22 protein-coding genes and 2 tRNA genes are annotated in these 24,532 nt (G+C 71.3%); 14 read left to right on the top strand and 10 right to left on the bottom strand.

Annotation, left to right across the window (positions count from 1 at the left end; translation table 11 throughout):
* Nucleotides 1-61: 61 nt before the first annotated feature.
* Both ACFXPK_RS18965 and ACFXPK_RS18960 read right to left on the bottom strand, forming a co-directional pair.
* Nucleotides 62-1,513, bottom strand: a complete 1,452-nt coding sequence (locus tag ACFXPK_RS18965) for an ABC1 kinase family protein (RefSeq protein WP_385076803.1) — start codon at nt 1,511-1,513, stop codon at nt 62-64.
* A 42-nt stretch (nt 1,514-1,555) separates the two neighbouring features.
* A complete protein-coding gene (locus tag ACFXPK_RS18960) occupies nt 1,556-2,710 on the bottom strand; it encodes a ThiF family adenylyltransferase (protein WP_385076801.1) in 1,155 nt (384 codons plus the stop codon).
* Between the two features lie 180 nt (nt 2,711-2,890).
* On the opposite strand from ACFXPK_RS18960, the gene ACFXPK_RS18955 reads away from it, so the two are divergent.
* The 4 genes from ACFXPK_RS18955 (at nt 2,891) to ACFXPK_RS18940 (ending at nt 6,726) form a co-directional block, all read left to right on the top strand.
* Nucleotides 2,891-3,553: a M48 family metallopeptidase gene (locus ACFXPK_RS18955; RefSeq protein ID WP_385076798.1), complete on the top strand. Its 663-nt coding sequence runs from the start codon at nt 2,891-2,893 to the stop codon at nt 3,551-3,553.
* A gap of 121 nt (nt 3,554-3,674) precedes the next feature.
* Nucleotides 3,675-5,258, top strand: a complete 1,584-nt coding sequence (locus ACFXPK_RS18950) for a TerD family protein (protein ID WP_385076795.1) — start codon at nt 3,675-3,677, stop codon at nt 5,256-5,258.
* A 13-nt stretch (nt 5,259-5,271) separates the two neighbouring features.
* Entirely contained in the window at nt 5,272-5,952 is a 681-nt protein-coding gene (locus tag ACFXPK_RS18945; RefSeq protein WP_384996621.1) for an AIM24 family protein, read from the top strand.
* Nucleotides 5,953-5,967: 15 nt separating this feature from the next.
* Complete coding sequence (locus ACFXPK_RS18940; protein ID WP_385076793.1) at nt 5,968-6,726, top strand: AIM24 family protein; 759 nt, start codon at nt 5,968-5,970, stop codon at nt 6,724-6,726.
* A gap of 100 nt (nt 6,727-6,826) precedes the next feature.
* On the opposite strand, the gene ACFXPK_RS18935 is transcribed toward ACFXPK_RS18940, so the two are convergent.
* Both ACFXPK_RS18935 and ACFXPK_RS18930 read right to left on the bottom strand, forming a co-directional pair.
* Nucleotides 6,827-7,366, bottom strand: coding sequence for an NUDIX hydrolase (locus ACFXPK_RS18935; protein ID WP_384996618.1), 540 nt, complete (start codon nt 7,364-7,366; stop codon nt 6,827-6,829).
* Complete coding sequence (locus ACFXPK_RS18930) at nt 7,363-8,874, bottom strand: zinc-dependent metalloprotease (protein ID WP_385076790.1); 1,512 nt, start codon at nt 8,872-8,874, stop codon at nt 7,363-7,365. Before ACFXPK_RS18930 ends, ACFXPK_RS18935 begins: the two co-directional genes overlap by 4 nt.
* Before the next feature lie 238 nt (nt 8,875-9,112).
* Here ACFXPK_RS18930 and ACFXPK_RS18925 point away from each other — a divergent pair, with 238 nt between their 5' ends.
* From ACFXPK_RS18925 to ACFXPK_RS18910, 4 genes are all read left to right on the top strand, one after another.
* Complete coding sequence (locus ACFXPK_RS18925) at nt 9,113-10,225, top strand: SDR family oxidoreductase (protein WP_384996613.1); 1,113 nt, start codon at nt 9,113-9,115, stop codon at nt 10,223-10,225.
* 135 nt (nt 10,226-10,360) lie between these two features.
* Nucleotides 10,361-10,819, top strand: a complete 459-nt coding sequence (locus ACFXPK_RS18920) for a molybdenum cofactor biosynthesis protein MoaE (protein ID WP_384996611.1) — start codon at nt 10,361-10,363, stop codon at nt 10,817-10,819.
* Nucleotides 10,820-11,026: 207 nt separating this feature from the next.
* Entirely contained in the window at nt 11,027-11,251 is a 225-nt protein-coding gene (locus tag ACFXPK_RS18915) for a hypothetical protein (RefSeq protein WP_384996639.1), read from the top strand.
* Nucleotides 11,252-11,358: 107 nt separating this feature from the next.
* Nucleotides 11,359-12,447 carry a PDZ domain-containing protein gene (locus ACFXPK_RS18910; protein ID WP_384996608.1) on the top strand — a complete coding sequence of 363 codons (1,089 nt, stop codon included), beginning with the start codon at nt 11,359-11,361 and terminating at the stop codon, nt 12,445-12,447.
* A gap of 31 nt (nt 12,448-12,478) precedes the next feature.
* Here ACFXPK_RS18910 and ACFXPK_RS18905 read toward each other — a convergent pair whose 3' ends face one another.
* Nucleotides 12,479-13,039: a PPA1309 family protein gene (locus tag ACFXPK_RS18905; protein WP_384996605.1), complete on the bottom strand. Its 561-nt coding sequence runs from the start codon at nt 13,037-13,039 to the stop codon at nt 12,479-12,481.
* A 125-nt stretch (nt 13,040-13,164) separates the two neighbouring features.
* Between ACFXPK_RS18905 and ACFXPK_RS18900 the strand changes: the two genes are divergently transcribed.
* From ACFXPK_RS18900 to ACFXPK_RS18885, 4 genes are all read left to right on the top strand, one after another.
* Nucleotides 13,165-16,119, top strand: coding sequence for a UPF0182 family protein (locus tag ACFXPK_RS18900; RefSeq protein ID WP_385076810.1), 2,955 nt, complete (start codon nt 13,165-13,167; stop codon nt 16,117-16,119).
* Nucleotides 16,120-16,162: 43 nt separating this feature from the next.
* Nucleotides 16,163-16,236 (top strand) — tRNA-Met (locus tag ACFXPK_RS18895).
* A 193-nt stretch (nt 16,237-16,429) separates the two neighbouring features.
* A complete protein-coding gene (locus ACFXPK_RS18890) occupies nt 16,430-18,388 on the top strand; it encodes a tetratricopeptide repeat protein (protein ID WP_385076785.1) in 1,959 nt (652 codons plus the stop codon).
* Between the two features lie 133 nt (nt 18,389-18,521).
* Nucleotides 18,522-18,595: transfer RNA gene (locus tag ACFXPK_RS18885), tRNA-Met, on the top strand.
* A 121-nt stretch (nt 18,596-18,716) separates the two neighbouring features.
* Here the strand turns inward: ACFXPK_RS18885 and ACFXPK_RS18880 are convergent.
* Nucleotides 18,717-19,133, bottom strand: coding sequence for a Fur family transcriptional regulator (locus ACFXPK_RS18880; protein WP_384996600.1), 417 nt, complete (start codon nt 19,131-19,133; stop codon nt 18,717-18,719).
* Nucleotides 19,134-19,278: 145 nt separating this feature from the next.
* Between ACFXPK_RS18880 and ACFXPK_RS18875 the strand changes: the two genes are divergently transcribed.
* On the top strand, nt 19,279-20,730 hold the full coding sequence (locus ACFXPK_RS18875; RefSeq protein ID WP_385076782.1) for a catalase: 1,452 nt from the start codon (nt 19,279-19,281) through the stop codon (nt 20,728-20,730).
* A gap of 93 nt (nt 20,731-20,823) precedes the next feature.
* On the opposite strand, the gene ACFXPK_RS18870 is transcribed toward ACFXPK_RS18875, so the two are convergent.
* Together ACFXPK_RS18870 and hisN are read right to left on the bottom strand one after the other, a co-directional pair.
* Nucleotides 20,824-21,225, bottom strand: coding sequence for a cyclic nucleotide-binding/CBS domain-containing protein (locus ACFXPK_RS18870; protein ID WP_384996595.1), 402 nt, complete (start codon nt 21,223-21,225; stop codon nt 20,824-20,826).
* 196 nt (nt 21,226-21,421) lie between these two features.
* Nucleotides 21,422-22,222 (bottom strand): histidinol-phosphatase, encoded by an 801-nt coding sequence (gene hisN, locus ACFXPK_RS18865; protein WP_384996591.1) that lies wholly within the window; start codon nt 22,220-22,222, stop codon nt 21,422-21,424.
* A gap of 128 nt (nt 22,223-22,350) precedes the next feature.
* On the opposite strand from hisN, the gene ACFXPK_RS18860 reads away from it, so the two are divergent.
* Nucleotides 22,351-23,088 carry a TetR/AcrR family transcriptional regulator gene (locus ACFXPK_RS18860; protein ID WP_384996588.1) on the top strand — a complete coding sequence of 246 codons (738 nt, stop codon included), beginning with the start codon at nt 22,351-22,353 and terminating at the stop codon, nt 23,086-23,088.
* Here ACFXPK_RS18860 and ACFXPK_RS18855 read toward each other — a convergent pair.
* Entirely contained in the window at nt 23,054-23,377 is a 324-nt protein-coding gene (locus ACFXPK_RS18855; protein ID WP_384921976.1) for a DMT family transporter, read from the bottom strand. The two genes, ACFXPK_RS18860 and ACFXPK_RS18855, sit on opposite strands and share 35 nt — an antisense overlap.
* 142 nt (nt 23,378-23,519) lie before the next feature.
* Nucleotides 23,520-24,530 carry a ribosome small subunit-dependent GTPase A gene (gene rsgA / locus ACFXPK_RS18850; protein ID WP_384996585.1) on the bottom strand — a complete coding sequence of 337 codons (1,011 nt, stop codon included), beginning with the start codon at nt 24,528-24,530 and terminating at the stop codon, nt 23,520-23,522.
* Between the last annotated feature and the right edge of the window lie 2 nt (nt 24,531-24,532).

Raw genomic sequence — 24,532 nt, 5'->3', positions numbered from 1 at the left:
GGGCCGGTCCCGAGGGGGCCGGCCCTCGCTCCGCGTTGTCCCGCGAGGGGCCCGGCGCTGCTCAGGCGCCCGGGTCCACCGCCGCCTCCACCGGATCCGTCTGCGCCTGCGGACCGGCGTCGCCGTCCGGGCCGGGCTCCGGCTCCGGCTCCGGCAGGAACCCGGACAGCCACCCCTCCAGCTCGTCCCTGAGCCGTACCGTCGCGTTGAGCTGGCAGAGCACCCCGATCGTGCTCAGCGTCACACGGTGGATCAGCAGATACGACGGCGGCAGATTGAGCTGCTTGCCCAACTGGTGGGCGGGCGACCGGGGATCCGCGATCCGCGCCGCCTGGGTGCGGATCCAGCTCCGCGTGAAGGTGAACTCCTCCACCGCGGCCGGCTCGATGATCGGCAGCAGATACTCCAGCACCGCGTCCGGGTCGAGATCGATGGACTCCTTGACGAACCCCTCCTCGCGCAGCAGCTCGTACACCGCCTCGGCGTCGCCCTCCAGCGCCAGCCGCAGCGCCTCACCGATGATCCCGGGCAGCCCGCCCGGCAGCCGGTCCACCGTCCCGAAGTCCAGCACCCCCAGCCGGTACGCGCCCCCCTGCGCCTCCTCCTCCTTCTCCTCCTGGGACTCGTCGGCGTCCACGGGCGGCAGCAGCCGGAAGTTCCCCGGGTGCGGATCCGCGTGCAGCAGCCCCGTACGCGCCGGGCCGGAGAAGAGGAACCGCGCCAGAAGCTGCCCCGCCCGGTCCTGCTGCTCCGGTGTGCCGTCCGAGATGATCTCCGCCAGTGGGACCCCGTCCATCCACTCGGTCACCAGCACCTGCTCGCCCTGGTGCACCACCTCCGGCACCACCACGTCCGGATCGTCCGCGAACTCCACCGCGTGCGCCCGCTGCGCCGCCGCCTCCAGCGCGTAGTCCAGCTCCTCGGAGACGCGGTCACGCAACTCGGTGATCAGAGGCTTGATGTCCATCCCCGGGATCAGCGGCCCCAGCAGCCGGGCGAACCGGCTGAGCTGGGTCAGATCGGCGAGCAGCGCCTCCCCGGCCCCCGGGTACTGCACCTTCACCGCGACCTGACGCCCGTCGTGCCACACCGCCCGGTGCACCTGACCGATCGACGCGGCGGCCGAGGGCTTCTCCTCGAACTCCAGGAACAGCTCCCGCCACTCCTCGCCCAGCCGCTCCGCCAGCACGGTGTGCACCGTGTGCGTCGGCATCGGCGGCGCCGCCTCCTGGAGCTTGGTGAGCGCGGCCCGGTACGGCCCGGCGATCTCCTCGGGCAGCGCCGACTCGAAGACCGAGAGGGCCTGCCCGAACTTCATCGCGCCGCCCTTCAGCTCCCCGAGGACCTTGAAGAGCTGGTCCGCCGTGCGCTGCTGGAGCTCCCGGGTGACGATCTCGGCCGACTTGCCGCCGATCCGCTTGCCCAGCCCCCAGGTGGCCCGGCCTGCGAAGCCCAGCGGCAGCGTGGCCAGCTTCGCGGTGCGGGTGACCGCCTTCCGGGGAAGATCAGACATGAAGCCCCTCCTAATCCCAGACAGCCGTGCCGCGTACGGCGGTTACCCGGCCATTGTGTCGTGCGACGCCCCCGTTCCGGAGACGCGCTCCCCCCTTCGCCGTCCGGCCGCGCCGCACGGGCAGTCCTGATGAGGGGCGATCCGCTCCGGGTGCCAGTCCAGCAGCGGCAGTGCCGCCTCCCATCGTGCACCCGTACTGGCGGGAAGCTCCCCGTCGAGGAACGACAAGGCGTGAGCCGCCGTCAGCCCCGCCACCGTGGTGGCCAGCGCGAGGTCACAGGCCGGTACGGCGCCCGCCCCGCGCCCCGAGCGCCACTGGGCCAGCATCCTCGGCCACCCGGGGTCGTGATCGGCCCGGATCCGCGCCAGGCATCCCGCACACGCCGTGCCGCCGGGCAGCACCAGCGGCCCCACCAGCCCTGTCGCCTCGATCACCCCCGCGTAGAGATGCGGCGTACCGGTGGACAGCCACGGCTCGGCCGTCACCGGATCGGGTGCGTACGCCGCGAGCCCGTCGCGCGGTGTGACGATCACCAGGGAGAGCGGCGGCTCCCCCTCCGCCGACCCGGCCGACCCCGGGGAGCCCGCCGTTCTCGGTGGCCGGCCGGGCGCGGACCGCCGGACGAGCTGCCGGGCCGCCAAGTCCCTGCGCTCACCGACCGAGTGGTCCGGCAGCCCGCCGGGGGCCACATCCCCCGCTGTCGCGCAGCCGCCGTCCAGCACGTCGACCCGTCCCACCCCCGAGGCCGCGAGCACGGCCGCGACGGCCGCCCCGACCCGGCCGGCGCCCCTGACCTGCACCCGCGCCGACCGCCGTGCGGCCAGCCTCCTCGGCGCCGCCCCCGGCTCGGGATGCAGCACGGAGAGCGAGGCGAGATCGGGCCGCAGCCGCTCGACCTCCTCCGTCCTGCTCCGCAGCGCGTCGGCCCCCGGGCCGCCCGCCCCCGGGTCGTCGAGCACCCCCGCCTCCGTGAGCCGCCGTACCAGCGTCTCGACCAGTCCGTCCGGCAGCCCCATCGCGCGGGCCTCCTCCCGCAGCAGCGGCAGCCCGCGCGTCCCGTCCAGCAGCTCCAGAAAACTGCCCGTGGCTGTGTCGACCGGGCCCATCAGCACCGCGTGCGCGGGCGTCACCCCGAACTGCACCGTGTGCCGGTCCCGCCAGGCGCGCCGCAGCGCGGGTTTCATCATCGGACGCATCTCGGCCTCCCCGTTCCCGCTGATCCGTGCACCCAGAATGGAGGGCGGCGGCCGACGGTGCCGAAAGTTGTCCACAGCCACGGGCATTAATCGTTCGAATACCGCGCGGCCCTGCGGGGAACAAGCCGGAACCCCTCGGCAGACAGGACTTCCGCCGCGCTGAGCGGGTAACGTCAGGGCGTGCCCGCCGACCCTTCCCTCAGCCGCCCGCTCGGCGGCTCGCGGACGAGCGCTGTCGAGGTCCGGAGAAGCAACCGCCGCAGCAGAACGGTCTCGGCGTACCGCGAGGGCGACCGCACGATCGTGCTCATCCCCGCCCGGATGTCGGAGGCGGAGGAGCGCCGCTGGGTCTCGGTGATGCTCGACAAGCTCGCCGCCCAGGAGAGCAAGCGGGTCCTCGGCGACGGCGCGCTGACCGAGCGCGCCGCCCAGCTCTCCGCGCAGTACTTCGGAGGCAGGGCGCGGCCCGCCTCCGTCCGGTGGGTCACCAACCAGAACACCCGCTGGGGCTCCTGCACCCCCGCCGAGGGCAGCATCCGGCTCTCGCACCGGCTCCAGGGCATGCCCGAGTACGTCGTCGACTACGTCCTCGTCCATGAACTGGCCCATCTGCTGGTGCCCGGACACGGCCCGCGCTTCTGGCGGCTGCTGGAGGCGTACCCGCGTACGGAGCGGGCCCGGGGCTACCTCGAAGGCGTGGTCGCGGCCGGCCGGCTTCCCCACCTTCCCCTCACCCGTGGGGGGAACGGACCGGACGGCACCGAGGCGGACGATGTGGAGCACATCGACGAGACGGACGCGGTCGACGAGACCGACCCGGCCGGCGCCGAAGCCGGGGGATGAGCGCGGGGAGCCCCCTTCTCACCTGTCCTGTACCGAGTCCGTACCGACTTGGCCGATTGTCCGACCCAGCCGTTAGCCTGGCGCGACGCATTGCAGTCGGGATGGGGGACGGTCGTTACGTATGGCACGGGAATTCCAGCGTGGCCACAAGGCCAGGATCAGTGATCTCACGGCGGGGACGGATCTGTACGTGGGTGTGCAGATCGCGGCTCCGGGGCTGAGCTTCGACATCAGCTGTTTCGGTCTCGACGCCGACGAACAGCTTTCGGACGACCGTTACTTCATCTTCTTCAACCAGCCGAAGTCGCCGGAGGAATCCATCCAGTTGCTGGGCGCGCAGGCCGGCGACACCGAGTCCTTCCGGGTCACGCTGGACCGCGTCCCCGCCACCGTCCACAAGCTGTCCTTCACCGCCACGATCGACGGCGCCGGACAGATGTCGCAGGTCGGCCCCGGATACATCCGGATCGTCGCGGGCGGCGAGGAAGTCGTCCGTTACGCCTTCACGGGCTCGGAGTTCACCACCGAGCGCGCGGTGATGCTGGGCGACTTCTACCTCAAGGACGTCTGGCGGTTCGCCGCCGTGGGCCAGGGCTTCGACGGCGGACTCGACGCGCTCCTGAAGAACTTCGGCGGCGAGGTCGCCGAGGAGGAGCCCGCGGCGCCGCAACCCCCGGCGGCAGGTGGCCCCGTCCCGGGGTTCGCCCCGCCCGCCGCGCCGGCCGCGCCCGCGCCGTCCTTCGGCGTCCCCATGGGACCACCGGCCCCGGCACCGGCGCCTGCCCCGGCTCCCGCCCCGCAGCCCGTGCACGCCGCGCCGACCATCGTGGCGCCGATGACCCCGCAGGGCGGCACCGTACCGCCGCCGCCCGCGCCCGCGCCGTACGGCCAGCAGCCCCCGCAGCCGCAGCAGCCCCAGTTCGGCCAGGTCCCCGGCCAGATGCCGCCGCCCGCCGCGCCGTCCCCGTTCGGTGCCCCCGCCCCCTTCGGGCAGCAGCCGCCCGGCGCCCCCCAAGGGGTGCCGCAGGGGATGCCCGCCGGCGGCGCCGGTCTCCAGGCGGCCCTTCAGCCGTACAAGGAGGCGCCCACCGGGCAGCGCTGGACCTCGCAGAACGGCCAGCTTGTCCGGATCGACCTCGGTGAGGGCGGCAGCCCCGTCCTCGCCCGCCAGGGCAGCATGGTCATGTACCAGGGCAAGGTCGACTTCGGCTACAAGGGCGCCGGTTTCGTCGGCCGCGTCGTCGGCAACGCCACCGGCCAGGAGATGCAGCTCATGCGCTGCACCGGCCGCGGCCAGGTCTTCCTCGCCGAGGAGGGCGCGCATCTCCACCCCGTCGAACTCCAGGGCGACGGCATCTGCGTCTCGGCGGAGAACGTCCTCGCCTTCGACGAGAGCCTTCAGTACGAGGTCCGCCGTATCGAGGGCCACGGCATCCCCGGCGGCGCCCTGTTCACCATGCAGTTCCAGGGCACGGGCACCGTCGTCGTGAAGACCCACGGCACCCCGGTGGTGCTCCCCGTCACGCCCACGACCTTCGCGGACTGCAACGCCGTCGTCGCCTGGTCGTCGGCGGCGCAGGTGATCATCTCCAGCCAGGTCAGGCTGCGCCGCAACGCGTACCCCGGCCACAGCGGGGAGACCGTGAACCTCCAGTTCCGGGGAGCGCCCGGCAATTTCATCGTCGTCCAGCCGTACGAGGTCTGAGGGAGCCCGGACAATGAACCAGCAGCTCGCGGGCTTCGCCCCGACCCCCGTCGCGGCCCGGATGGAGAACCACGGCCGCTCCATGCTCAAGGTCGCCATGGCCTCGGGGCACGACCTCTACGCGCGCACCGGCTCGATGATCGCCTACGAGGGCTTCATCCAGTACGAGCCGAACCCGCCCGCCGTCCGCCAGATCGCCTCCCAGTGGGTCACCGGCGAGACCACCCCCGTGATGAGGTGCACGGGCGACGGACTGCTCTATCTCGCCGACTACGGGTCCGACGTCGTCGTCATCCACCTCGACAACGACGCGCTCTCCGTCAACGGCTCCAACCTGCTGGCCTTCGACGCGCACCTCCAGTGGGGCGTCGAGCGCGTCAAGGGGCTGGCCAAGTTCGCCGGCCAGGGGCTGTGGAACGTACAGATCTCCGGAACGGGCTGGGTCGCCCTGACCTCGCGCGGCACCCCGGTCGTCGTCGACTGCGGACGCGGCGAGGACGAGACCTACGTCGACCCCGACGCGCTCGTCGCCTGGTCGCCCGCGCTCAAGGTGAAGGGCAAGCGCAGCTTCAAGGCGTCCTCGCTGATCGGGCGGGGCAGCGGGGAGGCTTACCAGATGGCCTTCTCCGGCCAGGGCATCGTCGTCGTCCAGCCCAGCGAGGACAGCACCGACCGCCTGCGGGTCCGGGGCTGAGGGGAGCGAGGAACCATGCAGAGTCCGCTTTTCGCGTACACCGAACAGCAGTCCCAGGACCGCTACGCCGTCCAGAACCCGCAGCTCCTGCGGGTCGCGCTCGACGGTCAGGACGACCTCCTCGCCCGCAAGGGCGCGATGGTCGCCTACCAGGGGCTCATCGAGTTCGACGGTGAGTACCAGTCGCACGGCCAGCGTCAGGCGCGCGCCGCCACCGGCGAGGGCCTGGACCTGATGCGCTGCTCCGGGCAGGGCACGGTCTATCTGGCCAACCTCGCCCAGTACATCCATGTGGTGGATGTCGACCACGACGGGATGACGGTGGACAGCGCCTACGTCCTGGCGCTCGACTCCACGCTGCACTCCGAAGTCGTCGCCGTGGACAGCCAGTACGGGATCTCCGGCTCCGGCAAGTACCAGCTCAACATCTCCGGGCGGGGCAAGGTCGCGCTGATGACCTCGGGCCAGCCGCTGATGATGGAGGTCACGCAGGACAAGTACGTCAGCGCCGACGCGGACGCGGTCGTCGCCTGGTCCTCCGCGCTGCGGGTGCAGATGCAGGCGCAGACGCACTCCTCGGGGATACGGCGGCGGCGCGGCTCCACCGGCGAGGGCTGGGAGCTGAGCTTCCTGGGACAGGGCTTCGCGCTCGTCCAGCCGAGCGAGGTCATGCCCCCGCAGCAGGCGGAGATCGGTCAGGGGCTGGGCGCGCAGTACGGCGTCGGGCAGAACGGCGCGTACGGGCAGAACCAGAACAACGCCTGGAGCAGGTGACCCGGTCCGCGCAGGTCAGCGGGCGGGATCCACGGAACCCGCCCGCAGGTCAGGGGGCGGGGTCACGGACCCCGCCCCCTGATCCCCGCGTCGCCTCGTCTCAGGCGTCCAGGACCGCCCGCGTACGCTCCAGCAGCCGGACGACCGAGCCGTCGGCCACCCCCGCCACCTCGTCGTACGCGAACCAGCGCAGGTCCAGCGACTCCTCGCTGATGGCCGCGACCGCGCCGGGCCGCGCCAGCGCCGCGTACTGGACATCGAGGTGCCAGTGACAGGGCGCCGGGATGGGATGCCGGTCGAGCTGTACGGGGCCGCCCGGCAGCAGGGTCAGATCCGGGATCCCCGACTCCTCCTCCGCCTCCCGCAGCGCCGCGCGCTCCAGCGTCGTGTCGCCCGGCTCGCAGTGGCCGCCCATCTGGAGCCACATGCCGAGCTTCTTGTGCAGGGTCAGCAGGACGCGGCCCCGCTCCGGGTCGACGACCAGGGCGCTCGCCGTCAGATGCCCGGCCCCGCACGCCTTCCACATCCCGTCCGGATGGGCCGCCAAGTGGTCCAGATAGAGCCCGCGCAGCTCCCGCTGGCCGGGCTCGGTCCCTCCGTACGCCTTCAGGGCGAGGACCGCGTTGTCGTGCAGGCTCACTTGTCGGTGTCGTCCTTGTCGTCCTTGCGGCCCTCGTCGCCCTTGACGTCCCCGCCGCCCTTGCCGTCCGGCTTGCCCTTCCCGTCCTTCCCGTCCTTCTCGTCCTTCCGAAGGTTCGGGCTGTCGCCGGCCGCCTCACCGAGCATTTTGTCCAGCTCGGAGAAGTCGAGCTGCTCGTGGTGGACAAAACCGTCCGGGTCGTCCAGGTCCGAGGCCGTCGGCAGCATGTCCGGGTGCTCCCAGAGCCGGTCGCGCCCGTCGACTCCCCGCGCGTCCGTGAGCGAGGCCCACAGCCGGGAGGCGTCCCGCAGCCTGCGGGGGCGGAGCTGGAGCCCGATGAGGGTGGCGAAGGTCTGCTCGGCCGGACCGCCGGAAGCCCGGCGCCTGCGCAGCGTCTCGCGCAGCGCGTCCGCCGCCGTCAGCCGGTTCTTCGCGGCCTCGTGGACCACCGCGTCGACCCAGCCCTCGACCAGCGCCAGCGCCGTCTCCAGCCGCGCGAGCGCGGCCTTCTGCTCCGCGGTGTCCTCCGGCTGGAACATGCCCTGCTGAAGTGCTTCCTGGATCTCCTCGGGGTGGCTGGGGTCGAACTGGCCGACCACGTCCTCCAGCTTGGAGGTGTCCACCTTGATCCCGCGCGCGTACCCCTCGACCGCGCCGAACATGTGCGACCGCAGCCACGGCACATGGGCGAAGAGCCGCTGGTGGGCGGCCTCGCGCAGCGCCAGATAGAGCCGGATCTCGTCCTTGGGGACACCGAGGTCCTTGCTGAACGCCTCGATGTTCAGCGGCAGCAGCGCGGCCCGGCCCACCGGTCCCAGCGGCAGCCCGATGTCCGTCGAGCCCACCACCTCACCTGCCAGTACGCCCACGGCCTGCCCGATCTGCTGGCCGAACATGGCGCCGCCCATGGAGCGCATCATGCCGATCAGCGGGCCCGCCACCGACTGCATCTCCTCGGGCAGCACCTCGCCCATGGCCGTGCCGACCCGCTCCGCCACGGGGTCGACGAGCTGCTGCCACGCGGGCAGCGTCGCCTCGACCCACTCCGCGCGGCTCCACGCCACGGAGGCGTTGGCGCCGGAGGGCAGCGACGTCACGCCGTCCAGCCAGATGTCCGCCAGCCGCACCGCCTCGTCCACCTGCGCGCGCTCCGAGGGGCCGACGCTCTCGTCCTTCGTACCGTCGGCGGTGCCCTGGGCGACCGTCTGGCGGGCGATCTGCTTGGCCATGTCCCAGTTCACGGGACCGCCCTCGTAGCTCAGCATCTGGCCGAGCTGCTGGAACGCGGCCCCCAGGTCGTTGGGGTTCAGCGAACCGAACATCGCGGCGAAGGGGTTGTCCGCGCCGCCCGCGCCGCCGCCACCCGGCAGCCCGAATCCTGCGAAGGGGTTGCCCTGGGCGCCTTGGCCGCCGGCACCCTGACCACCTCCGGCAGGGTCCTTCTTCTTGCCGTCGCCGTCCTCCGGCTCCTCCGGCGGAAGGCCGAATCCGAATGGTGTGTCACTCACGGGGTTCCTCGGCTCGTAGGGCCACCGGCTTCCTGCCGGCGGCGACTGCCCGACTGCACCTCCCAGCCTAAGCGGCACAGGGAGAACAGGGGCGGTGCCGCGGGTCGGGACGGGATCGACATCCCGGCGGCTTCCGGGCTCGATGCTCCGTCGGCCGATGGCCTGCGGCAGGATGGACGTCACCTGGTACGTACGCGCCATTCACGTACGTATTGAAGACAACCGCTGGAGACGCCCGGTGAGTTCCCCAGATCCGCAGGTTCGCGCAGCGCGAAACCACTCAACCCCGACCCCGTCCCGCGGCCCCGTCGTCGCGGTCACCGGCGCCGCCTCCGGCGTCGGTGACCTGCTCACCCGGCGCCTGGCGGCGTCCGAGGAGATCAAGCAGGTCATCGCCATCGACGAGCGCCGAGGGGAGGTCTCCGAGGCCCAGTGGCACATCCTCGACGTCCGCGACCCGGCCATCGCGGAGAAGCTGCGCGGGGCGGACGTCGTCGTGCACCTGGCGCTCGACCTCGACCTGGAGACCGACGCCGCGGCCCGTACCGCGTACAACGTGCGCGGCACACAGACCGTGCTCACGGCCGCCGCGGCGGCCGGGGTGCACCGCGTCGTGCTCTGTACCTCGGCCATGGTCTACGGCGCACTGCCCGACAACGACATCCCGCTCTCCGAGGACGCGGAGCTACGGGCGACCGCCGAGGCCACCGGCGTCGGCGATCTCCTGGAGATCGAGCGGCTGGGCCGCCGCGCGCCCCGCGCCCACCCCGGCCTGAATGTGACGGTCGTACGGCCCACCGTCCTCATCGGCGGTACGGACACGGCCCTGACCCGCTACTTCGAGTCGCCCCGGCTGCTCGTCGTCGCCGGATCGCGCCCCACCTGGCAGTTCTGCCATGTCGAGGACCTGGTGAGCGCGCTGGAGTACGCGGCGCTCGAAAAGGTCGACGGGGAGTTCGCGGTCGGCTGCGACGGCTGGCTGGAACAGGAGGAGGTCGAGGAGCTGAGCGGAATCCGCCGCATGGAGCTGCCCTCGGCGGTCGCCCTGGGCGCGGCGGCCCGGCTGCACCGCATCGGTCTCACCCCGTCCCCGGCCGGTGATCTCGCGTACACGATGCACCCCTGGGTGGTCAGCGTGAGCCGGCTGCACGACGCGGGCTGGCGCCCCCGGTGGACGAACGAGGAGGTGCTCACCGCCCTCCTCGAAGAGGTGGAGGGCCGCCACACGGTCGCCGGGCGCAGACTGGGCCGCAAGGACGCGACGGCGGCGGGCGCGGCGGGTGCCACGGTCGCGCTGCTCGGTACGGCCGCGCTGGTACGGCGCGCCCGCAAGGCGCGGCGCCGGATCTGAGCCGCCCGCGGGCCCGCCCCGCGCGCGACCGGCCTCACCGCGCCCCGTGTCGCGCCGCCTCGTGCCGCCCCGTCCCGCTCCGGTCCGGGGGAACGGCTGTTCCATGCCGGTGGTGGCGTACGGCACGATGGCCCTATGGCGAGTACGCGTTCCCACCCGGGCGAGCAGGCGGCGCAGGACCCCATCCGGCTGCTCGCGATCCGTGACACCCCGCTCAGCGTCGACGAGGTCTTCCGTGCGGTGGGGGACGGCGCGGCGGGCGGTACGGCGCTCTTCGTGGGCACGGTGCGCGACCACGACGGCGGCGCGGACGTCGACGGCCTCGGCTATTCCTGCCACCCCTCGGCGGAGGCCGAGCTGCGGAGAGTCGCCGAGAAGATCGTCGCCGGTCATCCGGTCCGCGCGCTGGCCGCCGTCCACCGTGTGGGTGATCTGGTGGTCGGAGATCTGGCGGTGGTCGTCGCGGTCTCCTGCGCGCATCGGGCGGAGGCGTTCGAGGCGTGCAGAAAGCTGATCGACGACCTCAAGCACGAGGTTCCCATCTGGAAACACCAGACATTCTCGGACGGCACCGAAGAGTGGGTGGGCGCGTAGCGCCCTCGTAAGAGGGGTGGCGGTCGGGCGACGGGTGGGCGGGTGGGCGCGTAGCGCCCTCGTAAGAGGGGTGGCGGTCGGGCGACGGGTGGGCGGGTGGGCGCGTAGCGCCTCCTTGGAGGGGCGGTGCTCCGTCGAGAGGCGCGGCTCCACCCGTACGGCCCGATTTGCGTAACCGCCTTCCGGCCAGCAGCGTTGGTGCTGCAGATGGTTTATCTGCTGATCGGTCAGTTCGCAGACACTCATGGGTCGGAGGTCGGTATGGCCGTGCTCGTCTGGCTGTTGATTCCGCTGTTCGCCGTCATTGGCGCGGCGATATGGGGAAGCTGGGTCTCCAGGGACCGCACGATAGGAGACATGGCGGAGCTGAACGGCTATGCCCGGTTCCGCGACGCCATGGAGAAAGCGGGGACCGGATCGGAGCCGGTCTGAGGCCGGTGGATCCCGCAGGCCCCCCGGGTCCGGGGCCAGGTCCCCTGTGACCTCGTACGGACCGGCCCCGGGGGTGCACTGACAGAGCCTTCCCGTACTGTCGTTCCATGCCACGCCGCACCGCGACGATGCTCGCTTCCACCCTCGTCCTCATCGCGCTGCTCTGCGCGGGTGTGCTCATCAAGGTCCCGTATTCGGAAATGAGCCCCGGACCGACGGTGAACACACTGGGTGACGCCGGCGGTGAGCCCGTGCTCCAGATCTCCGGTCGTAAGACGTACCCGACCTCGGGTCATCTCAATATGACGACGGTCAGGGTCACCGGCGCGGACTACAACATGAATATCGTCGAGGCCGTCTACGGCTGGCTGGCCCACGACAGTGTGGTGGTGCCGCACGACACCCTCTATCCGGACGGCAAGACGGAAGAGCAGTCCACCCAGGAGAACGCCGAGGAGTTCAGCCAGTCCCAGGAGAGCGCCAAGGTCGCCGCCCTGGACGAGCTGGGGATTCCGTTCTCCTCCCGCACGATCGTCTCCTCGGTGGTCAAGGACAGCCCTTCCGAGGGCGTCCTGCACGCCGGTGATGTGATCAAGGCCGTGGACGGTACGGAGATCAAGGCGCCCGAGGACGTCGCGAAACTCGTCACGAAGCACAAGCCGGGCGAGGACGTCGTCTTCACCATCGTGCCCGAGAAGGACGCGAAGGCCGCGGAGAAGGCGGGCAAGGAGCCGACGGCCACCGAGAAGGTCACGATCACCACACGGAAGTCCGACGAGGGCGACCGGGCGATCGTCGGCATCCAGGCGGGTACTGATCACACGTTCCCGTTCACCATGGACATCAAGCTGGCCGACGTGGGCGGTCCGAGCGCCGGGCTGATGTTCTCGCTCGGCATCGTCGACAAGCTCACACCCGGCTCGCTGACCGGCGGGAAGTTCGTCGCGGGCACGGGCACGATCGACGACAGGGGCGAGGTCGGCCCGATCGGCGGGATCGAGATGAAGCTCGTCGGCGCGCGGAACGCGGGCGCGCGCTACTTCCTCACGCCCGACCGGAACTGCGCCGCGGCGTCCTCGGACATCCCGAGCGGTCTCACCCTGGTCCGGGTGAAGACGATCAAGGACGCGACGACATCGCTGGAGAAGATCCGCAGCGGGGACACGGCCGGCCTGCCGAGCTGTTCGGCAAGCTGACCGGCCGTGTCCGCGCCGCCCGGAGGCGCTGTTACGACTCGAAGGTGGCCGACAGCGCCTCCGCCAGCCCCGGGACCAGCCCGGAGCCCGTGAGGACCTCGTTGGGGGAGTCCTTCTCGCGCAGCCGCAGAGCGGACTCCCGGGCGCCGTCGCGCAGCACGGCCACGGTCATCCGTACCTCCTGACGCTCGGGGTGGGAGGCGACCCACGCGGCGAGCGCCGTTTCATCCAGATTGTCCGGTACGGACGCCTCGGCCGACGGCGGCAGCATCAGCCGCTCGACGGTCATCGCGCAGCCGGCCACCGCCCCGGGCCAGGCGATCGTGCCGAGGAACTCGTCGAGCGGGGTGCCCGCGGGGATCTCGTCCTGTTCCACGGGGGTGAGAGGGGCGACGGAGCCGCCCTCCTCGTCGAGACCCAACTGGGCCGCGAGTTCGGGTTCGTCGGTGCGCAGCCGTGTGGTGTCGACGAGCGCGAAGAGCCGGGCGGGCTGGTCCCATCCCAGCGTCGAGGCGTATTCGTCGATTTCGAGCACCGCGCGGGTCAGCGGGCTCGCGGCCATGGGGGTGCCTGAGGGAGAAACAGTGGACATGGTCAATATCCTGCCTCCTTCGGACCCGGATGCGGGAACTAGGTAAAGCCTGAGTAAGTTGAACAGACTGAACCACACGCATTCACACGACCGCGAACTTCGAGGTGCGCACGTTGGCTTTCCAGATGCCGGACCGCGGCGGAGGCCCGACCGGGCCACGGATCAGAGTGGGCCGGCCTTCCCGTCGGGCTCGGACCCTGCTCATGACATTGGGTGTACTGGCCGTTCTGGCCATGCTCTTCGTCATGTTCGCGGGGTTCTGGACCGACTGGCTCTGGTACCGCTCGGTGAAGTACTCATCGGTTTTCACCACCACTCTCTGGACCAAGATCGGTCTGTTCGCCGTCTTCGGACTGCTGATGGCCGTCGCGGTCGGGCTGAACATCTGGCTGGCGCACCGGCTGCGGCCGCCGCTCAGCGCGATGTCCATGGAGCAGCAGAACCTCGACCGGTACCGGATGGGGATCGCGCCGTACAAGAAGTGGGTGCTCCTCGGGATCACCGCGCTGGTCGGTCTGATCGCCGGTGCCTCCGCCGCCGGACAGTGGCGTACGTGGCTGATGTGGATCAACGGGGTGCCGTTCGGGCAGAAGGACCCCCAGTTCAAGCTGGACGTGGCGTTCTACGCGTTCGACCTGCCCTGGTACCGCTTCATGCTGGCGTTCGGCTTCGCGGCGACCGTGCTGTCGCTGATCGCCGCCGCGCTGACGCACTACCTGTACGGCGGGCTGCGGATCACCAGCCCCGGCGCGCGGGCCACCGCGGCGGCCACCGGCCACCTCTCGGTGCTGCTCGGTGTCTTCGTCTCGCTCAAGGCCGTCGCGTACTGGCTCGACCGGTACGGTCTGGCCGTGAAGTCCAGCGACTTCAAGGCGACGGGCAACTGGACCGGTCTGCGGTTCACGGACGCGAACGCGTTCCTGCCCGCCAAGACGATCCTGTTCTGCATCGCGGTCATCTGCGCCGTGCTCTTCTTCGCGACGCTCTGGCGCCGTACGTGGCAGCTCCCGGTGATCGGCTTCGGCCTGATGGTGCTCTCGGCGATCCTGATCGGCGGTCTCTACCCGGGGATCGTGCAGAAGTTCCAGGTCGAGCCGAACGAGCAGGCCAAGGAAGCCCCGTACATCAAGAAGAACATCGACGCCACGCGTGAGGCGTACGGCATCGACACCGCGGATGTGCAGGACTACGGGGGCAAGGGCGACCCGGACAAGAAGGCCGAGCAGCGCAAGGCGGCCGACACGGCCGCCAGCTACCGGCTGGTCGACCCGAATGTCGTCTCGCCCGCGTTCCAGCAGCTCCAGCAGGAGCGTAAGTACTACCAGTTCCCCTCCACGCTGGACGTCGACCGGTACCCCGGACCCGACGGCAAGCCGCAGGACACGGTCGTCGGTCTGCGCGAGCTGAACATCACCGGTATCCCGAAGCGCAACTGGATCAACGATCACTTCACGTACACCCATGGGTACGGACTGATCGCGTCCAAGGGCACGAACACGGTGACGGACGAGAACGAGGGCACGATCGGTGCCCCCGACTTCACCGAGTCCGGCCTGCCGACCACCGGTGACATCCCCAAGTACGAGCAGCGCGTCTACTACGGGGAGAAGACCGAGCAGTACTCGATCGTGGGCGGCCCGCAGAAGGAGCTGGACTACGAGAAGAACGGCGAGCAGACCACGAGCTACAAGGGGAAGAGCGGCGTCGACCTCTCCAACCCGCTGAACCGCGCGGCGTACGCCGTGGCCTTCAGCGAGCCCCAGATGCTCTACTCCGGCGCCATCGGCGACGGCTCGCGGATTCTGTACAACCGCACGCCCAAGGAGCGCGTCGAGGCCGTCGCGCCCTGGCTGACCATCGACGGCGACGCGTATCCCGCCGTGGTCGACGGCCGGATCCAGTGGATCGTCGACGCGTACACGACGACGAACGGCTACCCGTACGCGTCCCGTACGACGCTCGGCGACACCACGGCCGACTCGCTGACCGACAGCCAGCGCGCGGTCGTCGCCCAGCAGAACCAGGTCAACTACATCCGGAACTCGGTGAAGGCCACCGTCGACGCGTACGACGGCTCGGTCAACCTGTACCAGTGGGACACCGAGGACCCGGTGCTCAAGACCTGGATGAAGGCGTTCCCGGGCACGGTCAAGCCGAAGTCCGCGATCGACTCGACGCTCAAGGACCACCTGCGCTACCCGCAGGACATGTTCAAGGTGCAGCGGGAGCTGCTCACCCGCTACCACGTCACGGACCCCGCCCAGTTCTACAGCGGCAGTGACGCGTGGCAGGTGCCGGACGACCCGACCACCAAGGACAGCAACTCGGTCCCGCCGTACTACCTGAGCCTGAAGATGCCCGGCCAGAGCGATCAGAAGTTCTCGCTGACGACGACCTTCACGCCCAACGGGCGTCCCAACCTGGGGGCGTTCATGGCGGTGGACGCCGACGCCACCAGCACGGACTACGGCAAGATCAGAGTGCTGCGGGTGACGTCCACGGTCCAGGGCCCGCAACAGGTGCAGAGTGAGCTGAACGGTGTGCCCGAAGTCGCCGAGTTCGTCAGGAACCTGAGAGGCACCGACTCGGACATCGAGTACGGCAACCTCCTGACGGTGCCGCTCGACGGGGGCTTCCTGTACATCGAGCCGGTGTACGCGCGCGGTGGCAGCGCCAACTATCCGCTGCTGAAGAAGGTGGCCGTCTCCTACGGAGGCAAGCCGGTCTTCAAGGACACCCTTCCCGAGGCGCTGAACGCGGTGTTCGGCGCGGAGGGCACGGAGCCACCGGACACCACGGAGCCACCGGGCGACACCACCACGCCGCCGGCCACCGGTGACAAGGCGCTCCAGCAGGCCATCGCGGACGCCCAGAAGGCGTACGAGGCGGGCGAGGAGGCTCTGAAGAAGCCGGACTGGGACGCGTACGCCAAGGCCCAGAAGGACCTTCAGAGCGCGCTCGAACGGGCCGCCAAGGCGAAGCCGGGCGCGGGCGCGGAGTCCGGCGCCGACTCCGGCTCCGGCTCCGGCAGCGCGGACGGCGGCTCCGACAGCGCCGACGGCGGTGGCGACACGAGCTGACCTGGCAACACCTCCACCCCGTGGTACGGTTGGGACACAACGACGCGGGGTGGAGCAGCTCGGTAGCTCGCTGGGCTCATAACCCAGAGGTCGCAGGTTCAAATCCTGTCCCCGCTACGGCGAAGTCAAGGGCCCGGATCCTTCTAGGATCCGGGCCCTTGCCATGTGTCCGTCCCAACTGGGTAGCAGGTGGGCCCAGTTGGTCTCCGACGGGTTTGATGTGTCTCTCTGTGGGCATGTCGACAAAACGCTGTAGTGACCTTGTGGGGCGCGGTATACCGGCTGTACGCAGCCGGCGGGTGGTGCGACGATGGAAAATATGGGGGATAGGGCAACTCTGTTGGAGACAGGGCGGTATGTGCAGTCACACGTGAATGACGCGGCCGGCGGGACCGGAGCCGCCGACGCGGACACCGAGACCGAGGCGAGACACCGCCGCGCCGCCGACGCCGGGGACACCGCGTCGATGAGCGTGCTCGGCGCCCTGCTGCTGCGCCGCGGGGATCTCGACGGCGCCGAGCCGTACCTGCGCGCCGCGACCGGCGAGGGCGAACGCGCCGCCGCCAACAACCTCGGCGTACTCCTGCACCAGCGCGGCTACGTCGACGAGGCCGCCGGCTGGTGGCGGATCGCCGCCGTCGCCGGCTCCGCGCCCGCGGCCCACGCCCTCGGCCGCCACTACCGCGAACTCGGCGACGAACCCGCCGCCGAGTACTGGCTGCGCCAGTCCGCCGAGCAGGGTCACGCGCTGGGCGCCTACGCCCTCGCCGATCTGCTGGAGCACCGCAGCGACGTGGGGGCGGAGCGCTGGCTGCGCGCCGCCGCCGAACAGGGCCACCGCGAGGCGGCCTACCGGCTCGCCCGCGCACTGGAGCGAAGAGCCCGCGAGAGCGCCCGCTCCGGCGCCGACGTGGTCTACCGGGCCGGTACGGCCGGTCCGTCCCCCCGGGGCCGCCGTACGGGCCAGGAGCCGCTGCTCTCCATGGACCCCTTCACCGACCCCCGGATGCCCGCGTACACGGGGCCCGCGGACCCCGCGACCGCCGGCGCCGCGGCCTCCCTCGTCGGCGAGGCCGCCCAGTGGTACCAGCAGGCCGCCGCGCGCGGCCACCGGCGCGCCGCCCTGCACCTCGGCGCGATCCTGGAGCGGCGAGGCGAGCTGAAGCAGGCCGGCCGCTGGTACCTCAGCGCCGCCAAGGACGGCGAGGCGCGGGCCGCCTGCGCCCTCGGCTTCCTGCTGCGCGACGCCGGGGACGAGGAGAGCGCCGCCGTCTGGTGGCTGCGCGCCGCCCAGGACGGCGACGGGAACGCCGCCAACGCGCTGGGCGCGCTGCACGCGGCCCGGGGCGAGGCCCAGACCGCCGAACGCTGGTACCGCGCCGCCATGGACGCGGGCGACGTCAACGGCGCGTACAACCTCGGGCTGCTCTGCGCCGCCCAGGACCGCACCGTCCAGGCCGAGCAGTGGTACCGCCGCGCCGCCTACGCGGGCCACCGCGAGGCCGCCAACGCGCTCGCCGTCCTGCTCCTCCAGGCCGACGACCCGACCGGCGCGGAGCCCTGGTTCTCCAAGGCCGCGGAGGCGGGCAGCGTGGACGCCGCGTTCAACCTCGGCATCCTCTACGCGGGCCGCGACGACGACGGCGCGGCCCTGCGCTGGTACGAGCGCGCCGCCGCCGCCGGACACACGGAGGCGGCCCTCCAGGTCGGCATCGCCCGGCTGCGCGACGGCGACGACCGCACCGCGGAACGCCATCTGCGCTGCGCGGCGGGCGGCGGCAGCGCGGAGGCCGCCTTCCGGCTGGCCACCGTCCTCGACCAGCGTGAGCCGCCGCCCGGGCCGCCCGCGCTCGGCGAGCCGTACGGCGTGAAGAGCGAGTGCGAGCAGTGGTACGAGCGCGCCGCCGAGCAGGGCCACCGCCGCGCCCAGGTCCGCGTCGGCATGCTCGCCGCCGCCCGGGGCGACATCAACGAGGCCGCCCGCTGGTACCGGGAGGCCGCGGAGGCGGGCAGCCGCAACGGCGCCTTCAACCTCGGGCTGCTGCTGGCCCGCGAGGGCGGCGAGCGGGAGGCCGCGCTCTGGTGGACCAGGGCCGCCCAGGCCGGGCACGGCAGGGCCGCGCTGCGGCTCGCGCTGCTGGCCGCGCGCCGGGGCGAGCTGACCGAGGGGCAGCGCTGGTGCGCGCGCGCCGTCGAGCTGGGCCCGGCGGAGGTCGCGGAGCGCGCGGCGCGGCTGCGTGAGGCGCTGCACCAGGAGCTGACCGCGTGAGCCGGGTCACCGGCCGGGCGCCGCGCGACCCCCGCGCCCGGCGCCCACCGTGTGACCTGCGCCGATGGCATCGCGCCTGCGCGGGAAGGGATTTGCACTGCCCGGCACCGTGACGTAATGTTTCATTCAACGGCGCGGGGTGGAGCAGCTCGGTAGCTCGCTGGGCTCATAACCCAGAGGTCGCAGGTTCAAATCCTGTCCCCGCTACTGAAGACCTGAGGCCCGGATCTCATCACGAGATCCGGGCCTCAGGCATGTGTGCTCGGGGATGTGTACGGCGCCACGCGGGCCGTGCCAGTGGAGAGGCCCCGTCTCCGGGGCCTCTCCGTCACGCGGACGCGCAGTCGGGGCACGTGCCCCGGTACGTCACCTCGACATCCGAGACGGTGAAGCCGAAGCGCTCACCGGACGGCAGATCGGCCAGCGGGTCGCCCGAGGGGTGGACGTCCCTGATGGCACCGCACCGCGCGCACACCAGATGGTGGTGCGGCCGGTGCGCGTTCGGGTCGTACCGCTTGGCGCGGCGGTCGGTCGAGACCTCGATGACCTCGCCCAGCGTCACCATCTCGCCCAGTGTGTTGTAGACGGTCGCGCGGGAGATCTCCGGGAGTCTCGCCACGGCCCGTTCGTGCACCTCGTCGGCGGTCAGATGGACATGGTCCCCATCGAGGACCTCGGCCACGACGCGTCGCTGCGCCGTCATGCGCCAGCCACGTCCGCGGAGTCGTTCCAACAGGTCACTCATGAAATCCAGCCTAACAGTGAAGGAACCCAGGTCCCGAACGAGTGTGACTTTGGATGTCTGATTGACTTGGACTAAGTCCATTGTAGGATCTGGAACAGGGTCCGGAGGGACGAAGGAACCGCACCGAACGACACAGGAGGCGCACGTGACGCAGGGACCGCTCACCACCGAGGCCGGGGCTCCGGTCGCCGACAACCAGAACAGCGAGACCGCGGGCGTCGGCGGCCCCGTACTGGTCCAGGACCAGGCGCTGCTGGAGAAGCTCGCGCACTTCAACCGGGAGCGCATCCCGGAGCGCGTCGTGCACGCCCGCGGCGCCGGCGCCTACGGCACCTTCACGCTGACCCGGGACGTCTCGCGCTGGACGCGGGCGAAGTTCCTCTCCGAGGTCGGCAAGGAGACGGAGACGTTTCTGCGCTTCTCCACCGTCGCGGGCAATCTGGGCTCCGCGGACGCGGTGCGCGACCCCCGCGGCTTCGCGCTGAAGTTCTACACCGAAGAGGGCAACTACGACCTCGTCGGCAACAACACCCCCGTGTTCTTCGTCAAGGACGCCGTCAAGTTCCCCGACTTCATCCACACCCAGAAGCGCGATCCGTACACCGGCTCGCAGGAGGCGGACAACGTCTGGGACTTCTGGGGTCTGTCGCCCGAGTCCACCCACCAGGTGACCTGGCTCTTCGGTGACCGCGGCATCCCGGCGACGCTGCGCCACATGAACGGGTACGGCTCGCACACCTACCAGTGGAACAACGAGGCCGGCGAGGTCTTCTGGGTCAAGTACCACTTCAAGACCGACCAGGGCATCAGGAACCTGACGTCGGAGGAGGCCGCGGTGCTCGCCGGCCAGGACCCCGACTCGCACCAGCGGGATCTGCGCGAGGCCATCGAGCGCGGGGACTTCCCGTCCTGGACGGTCCAGGTCCAGATCATGCCGGCCGCCGACGCGGCCACGTACCGCTTCAACCCGTTCGACCTGACCAAGGTCTGGCCGCACGAGGACTACCCGCCGATCGAGATCGGCACGCTGCGGCTGGACCGCAACCCGGAGAACATCTTCGCCGAGGTCGAGCAGTCGATCTTCTCGCCGGCCCACTTCGTGCCCGGCATCGGCCCGTCCCCGGACAAGATGCTCCAGGGCCGCCTCTTCGCGTACGGCGACGCCCACCGCTACCGCGTCGGCGTCAACGCCGACCACCTGCCGGTCAACCGCCCGCACGCCACCGAGGCGCGCACGAACAGCCGGGACGGCTTCCTGTACGACGGCCGCCACCGGGGCGCCAAGAACTACGAGCCCAACAGCTTCGGCGGGCCCTTCCAGACGGACCGGCCGCTGTGGCAGCCGACGGCGGTCACCGGTGTCACGGGCAACCACGAGGCGCCGAGCCACGCCGAGGACGACGACTTCGTCCAGGCGGGCACCCTCTACCGCCTGATGGCGGAGGACGAGAAGGCCCGCCTGATCGACAACCTGGCCGGCTTCATCTCCCAGGTCTCGCGCGACGACATCGCCGAACGCGCGGTCGACAACTTCCGCCGGGCGGACGGTGACTTCGGCAAGCGCCTGGACGCCGCGGTGCGGGCCCTGCGCGCCTAGGCCCTGGACGAGTTGTCCAGGACCCGCGGAGCGGGACCCGCCCGGCGGGTGGCCGGGCGGGGGATCCGGTCCCGGGGCCTGCCGGTCCCGGGGTCAGCCGGTGAGGACGGCCGTCTCGTGCCGGACCGGGGCCCAGCAGCGGAGGATGTCGCGTACGGAGACGATGCCGACGGGCTCGCGCTCGTCGAGCACGATCAGATGGCGGAAGCCGCCGGTCGACATGGCCGCCGCGGCTTCCTCCAGCGTCCACACCGGCGAGGCGAAGACGACATCGGTCGTGGTGTGCGAGCAGGCCGTCTCGACGTCCGGGCTCTGACCCGCGCCGAGCGAGTTGAGAATGTCACGTTCGGTGAGGATGCCGATACCGCAGTGGTCGGTGTCGAGAACGACGGCGGCGCCGACGCGGCGGGCCGACATCAGCCCGGCGGCCTGGCGGAGCGTATGCGTGGGCCCGATGGTCAGAACCACCGAACTCATGGCGTCACGGACAAGCATGGGGTGGAGCCACCTCCTTGGTGAGCCGGTTCCCGGGGCCCGGGAGAGCGGGGGAACCCTGGAGAAACGATTCACAAGTTCACAAGTGGGGGGACTCTCAGAGTGACACGGTTGCCCTGAGTCAACAAGGGGGCGGGCGGCGCACCCCAGGGGGCGCCCGAAAAACCGACAAAAGCCCCCGCGGACATCGGTACCGCTAGTACCGCTGGTTGAGGTAGCCCAGGAGTTCTTCGTGGAGGATGCCGTTCGACGCCGCCGCGTTGCCGCTGTGCGGACCCGGGCGGCCGTCCAGGCCGGTGAAGCTGCCGCCCGCCTCCTCGACGACGATCGCGGTGGCCGCCATGTCCCAGAGTGACAGTTCGGGCTCCGCGCACATGTCCACCGAGCCCTCGGCGACCATCATGTAGGGCCAGAAGTCGCCATAACCGCGCGTTCGCCAGCAGGCTTTGGACAGGTCCAGGAATCCGTCGAGCCGGCCCTGCTCCTCCCAGCCGGTGAGCGACGAGTACGCGAACGACGCGTCCGGGACGCGCGACACGTTCGAGACGCGCAGCCGGGTCGCGGACGACAGACTCCGCCCCGTGTACGCGCCGCCACCCTTCGCGGCCCACCAGCGACGGCCCAGCGCGGGGGCGGACACCACGCCGACGACCGGTTCGTAACCGCCCTCACCTGCCACCATCAGCGCGATCAGCGTCGCCCAGACGGGTACGCCGCGTACATAGTTCTTCGTGCCGTCGATCGGGTCGACGACCCAGCGGCGCGGGCCCGTGCCCTCGATGCCGTACTCCTCGCCGAGGATCGCGTCGCGTGGCCTCGCGCGCTGGAGGTTGCCGCGGATCAGCTCCTCGGCCGCCTTGTCGGCCTCACTCACCGGGGTCATGTCCGGTTTGGTCTCGACCTTGAGGTCCAGGGCCTTGAACCGGTCCATCGTCGCGGCGTCGGCGGCGTCCGCCAGTACGTGGGCGAGACGCAGGTCATCGTGGTAGTCGGGCATGCCCGCCACAGTATCCACCGGGGCCGTGCCGATGCCACGGGCCCCATCGGCCGGAACCCGACGACGGTCTTGACAGTGAGCGACGGTCCGTCAACTCTGTGCGCAGAGCCACGGCCCCGGAGGCGACGATGCCCAGCGCGCGTGAAGCCCTGCTCAGTGCTGCCCTTTCGGCCCTCGCCGACCAGCCGTGGTCCGCGGTGCGCATGGTCGATGTGGCGGCGGCCGGCGGGGTCTCCCGGCAGACTTTGTACAACGAGTTCGGCAGCAAGGACGGTCTGGCCCGTGCCCTCGTACGGCGCGAGGCCGACCGGTATCTGCACGGTGTGGAGCGGTTGCTGCGCGAACGCGCCGACGCCGCCGACCGTTTGGTGGCGGTCGCGGAGTGGACGGTGGGGGAGGCGCGCGCCCGGCCGCTGTTACGTGCGCTGCTCACCGGCTGCTGGGGCGAGTGGCTGCCCGCCCCGCGCCCCGCGCGGGCCGGTGCGCCCCCCTCCGGCATCCCGGCGCAGCGCCGCGCCGACGCGGGGCCGCCCGCGACCACGGAGCTGGTGGCGCTCGTACGGGACCGGTCGGCGGCGGCGCTGGATCCCACCCGTAAGGACCACGGGCGGCCGGATCAGGGGCGCCCGGACCACGGCCGTGCCGAGCACGGGCACGGGGGGCACACCGGGGCCGCCGGCCACAGCAGGTTCGCCGCGTACGGCCGTACCGAACTGCTCTACCGCTGCGAACTGGCCATGCGGCTGGCGCTCGCCCATCTCGTCGCGCCCGGCGCCGAGCCCGTGGGCCCGCTGGTCCGTACCGCCGTCACGGCGCCGCCGTCCGCGCTGCTCAGTGCGCCGAGCCCGAGAGCTGGAGCCCGATGACGCCGACGATCACCAGCGAGATGGAGACGAGTTTCAGCACGGACACGATGTCGCCCAGGAAGACCATGCCGTAGATCGCCGTACCGGCCGCGCCGATGCCCGTCCACACCGCGTACGCGGGGCCCACGTCGAGCTTCCTCAGGGCGAGCGTCAGCAGTCCGAAGCTGCCGAGCGCGAAGGCCGCGAACGCGATCGTCGGCCAGAGCCGGGTGAATCCGTGGGACAGCTTGAGACAGACCGCGAAACCGGTCTCCAGGATCCCCGCCACCACCACGAGCAGCCACGCCATGTCACACGTCTCCCCACGTCGCTGACCGCCCCGCCGGCCTGTCGGCAAGCACTGGCGACCGTCTGTGACCAACTGTCCGCCTGGTGTGATTATGCCCTTACCAGTCGCCCGGGTCCGCAAACGTGGCCCCGGCCCGGCGCGGTCAGTCGCCCTCGCGCCGCTCCCGGGTGGAGAGCAGCCGCCGGAGCGAGTAGAGCCGCGCGGGGTCGGCGTGACCCTCGGCCACCCACGCGTCGAGGGCGCACTCCGCCTCGTCGTGGCTGCACGCGCGCGGGCACCCCTCCGTACCGGGCACCAGGTCGGGGAAGGCGAGGATGACCCGTGACGGATCGACGTGGTGGAGTCCGAAGGAGCGGATGCCGGGGGTGTCGATGACCCAGCCCTCCGCCTTGGCCAGCGGCAGCGCGAGCGCCGACGTGGTGGTGTGCCGGCCGCGCCCCGTCACCGCGTTGACGTCCCCGGTGATCCGCTGTCGGTCGTCCGGTACGAGCGCGTTGACCAGGGTCGTCTTGCCGACGCCCGAGTGCCCGACGAAGGCGGTGACGCGGCCGTCGAGATATTCGCGGACGAGTTCGGCCGCGTGCCCGCTCATCAGCTCGTCCCGCCGGGTGACGACATGGCGGATGCCGAGCGCCCGGTAGGTCTCCAGCAGTTCGTCCGGGGGCGCGAGGTCGGACTTGGTGAGGACGAGGAGCGGTTCGAGCCCGCCGTCGTACGCGGCCACCAGACAGCGGTCGATCAGCCGGGGGCGCGGCTCCGGGTCGGCGAGCGCGGTGACCACGGCGAGCTGGTCGGCGTTGGCGACGACCACGCGCTCGTACGGGTCGTCGTCGTCCGCGGTACGGCGCAGCACGGAGCGGCGCTTCTCGATCCGTACGATCCGGGCGAGGGTGTCCTTCTTGCCGGAGAGGTCCCCGACCAGGAAGACCTGGTCCCCGACGACGGCGGCCTTGCGGCCCAGCTCGCGCGCCTTCATCGCGAGGACGACACGGTCCCCGACGAGACAGGTCAGCCGGCCGCGGTCGACGGTGAGGACCATGCCCTCCGAGGCGTCCTCGTGCTTGGGCCTGATGTTGGTACGGGGCCGGTTGCCCTTGGGGTTGGGACGGGAGCGGATGTCGTCCTCGTCGGGGTTCTTGCCGTAGCGCCGCATGC

This window comes from Streptomyces sp. NPDC059142 (assembly GCF_042755665.1).
Classification (GTDB): Bacteria; Actinomycetota; Actinomycetes; order Streptomycetales; family Streptomycetaceae; genus Streptomyces.
The sequence above is the reverse complement of the archived record's forward strand: the minus strand, read 5'-3'. Positions and strand labels throughout refer to the sequence as shown.